Origin of the sequence: Weeksella sp. HMSC059D05, assembly GCF_001809725.1 — a bacterium.
Taxonomy (GTDB): domain Bacteria; phylum Bacteroidota; class Bacteroidia; order Flavobacteriales; family Weeksellaceae; genus Weeksella; species Weeksella virosa.
This window is the reverse complement of the sequence record NZ_KV798515.1, coordinates 1-1,786: the sequence shown is the minus strand read 5'-3', so window position 1 is coordinate 1,786 and position 1,786 is coordinate 1. Positions and strand designations below refer to the sequence as shown.

1 protein-coding gene is annotated in these 1,786 nt (G+C 24.9%); it reads left to right on the top strand.

Annotated elements, in window-relative coordinates:
- Nucleotides 1-908 precede the first annotated feature (908 nt).
- Nucleotides 909-1,427: a hypothetical protein gene (locus tag HMPREF2660_RS00765; protein ID WP_070485231.1), complete on the top strand. Its 519-nt coding sequence runs from the start codon at nt 909-911 to the stop codon at nt 1,425-1,427.
- Nucleotides 1,428-1,786 lie beyond the last annotated feature (359 nt).

Below are 1,786 nucleotides of genomic sequence, written 5' to 3'. Positions count from 1 at the left end.
ATCTCTGAAAAGTACAATATTTGGATAATGTGAGTTTACAAGTACTCGTTTTATCCCAATCCATAAACCCCAATTTGAAGATGAATCATTGAACAAACAAAAATTGCTTTACTCGAGTAAGAGTTAAAAAATAAAGACTTACTTCTTCAGGAAAAAAAGGATAGAATAATGGATTTACAAAAAACCATTTTATTATTAGAAGCACCAAAACAAAGTGAACCTAACCTACAAGAAACTCCAAGCCCCAAAAAGAAAAAATGGTGGCAATTTTAACCTTATGATATTTCTTAAAATTTTCAAAAAATAGGTTTATAGATGCAAGATGTACTTTTGTATACACAAATTAAAATTTGACTTCAAAAGATACCCTTGCCTTTTCTACAAAAAGAGAGAAAAATCTATGTAACTTGATTTTAAAATTCTATTTCTAAAAGTAGAATTGACCGATATAAATAAACACAAAACAACGCATTTAGAGGTCTCTAAATGCGTTGTTTTTTATATGTGTAATTATTCAAAACGGCACTACTTGAAATTGAGAGATTTAAGCTCTTTTAGTTTTGTCTATAATTTTAATTATGTTAAGTGGAAATAATTATATTATTTCTTCGTATATTTATCAATATGGTTTTCATTTAAAAATAAAGACTATTTTAGTATTAGTACAAGAGAGTTTAGAGAACGTCAAGGCAAGTATCTAAAAAAAGTGAAAGAAGGGGAAGATGTTATTTTAAAATCTCGTGAAAATGGGAGATTTAAATTAGTACCTATAACAGAGGACGATACGTTAATGAGTAAAGAAGAATTTTTTAATAAATTAGATTGTTCATTTTTTTAATACATTATATATTAACTTGTTTTATTACAAATAAAATCGTTAACTTAATGGATTTTAACACTTTAAAAATATGAAAAAACATTATCTAAAAACATTTTTTTTCTACTTATTTTTAGCTTTTATATTTAGCTGTTCTTCAGATGATATCAAAAATAAAAACTCTTTACAAGATGAAATAAACTCTAAGGTTGAAAGTTCAATTATAGGTAAGAAAATTGCAAGCATTAAAAATGGTAACATAACACTATTAGCTTCAGATACATCAATAAACAAAGGTGTGAAAAATCTTATTGATCCAAGTGATCAAAATAACATTTCCTATAACAGATCTACTATTGTCAATATTGATAATATGTATTATTTAAGAAGTTATTCTAATGATGGATTAGTAACGACTACTTTATTAGAAGAAGAAGAAGAAAGTAATAATGGAGAGGTTAATTTATTAGTTGCTGGTATTTCTTGTACAAGTAAAGCTTGTTCCGGCACTAATGGATGTGTTCCCAATGCTAATAAAAAATCTTGTTCATCTTGTTTAGGCGATTGTACTAAAACTGTTACCTCTGTAGAGTATGAAGAAGAATTTTAGAATAAGCCTATTTTTCAACATTTTTTTCAAATAATTTGAATATTGTTTAGAATAAACTTATAAAAATTATAAAATAGTTAATAATAAAAATATAAAGCCTTCTAATAGAAAGCTTTATTACGTTTTATACAATAGGCTAAATATTCTATTCCGACTATGATAATAAATAAAAAAGAATTTCAAAAATTTTTTGCAATTCCGATTTTTTTCAACAAAAAATAATAAAAATGTCACTTTTATAATCGCAAAATACAATTGTACGAGGTTTGAAATACAAATATCCAAATTTTTACTTATTTTAAAGCCCTTTAAAGGGTTTTTATTAGTACAATCATTAATTATCAGTATTTTACAAAAAA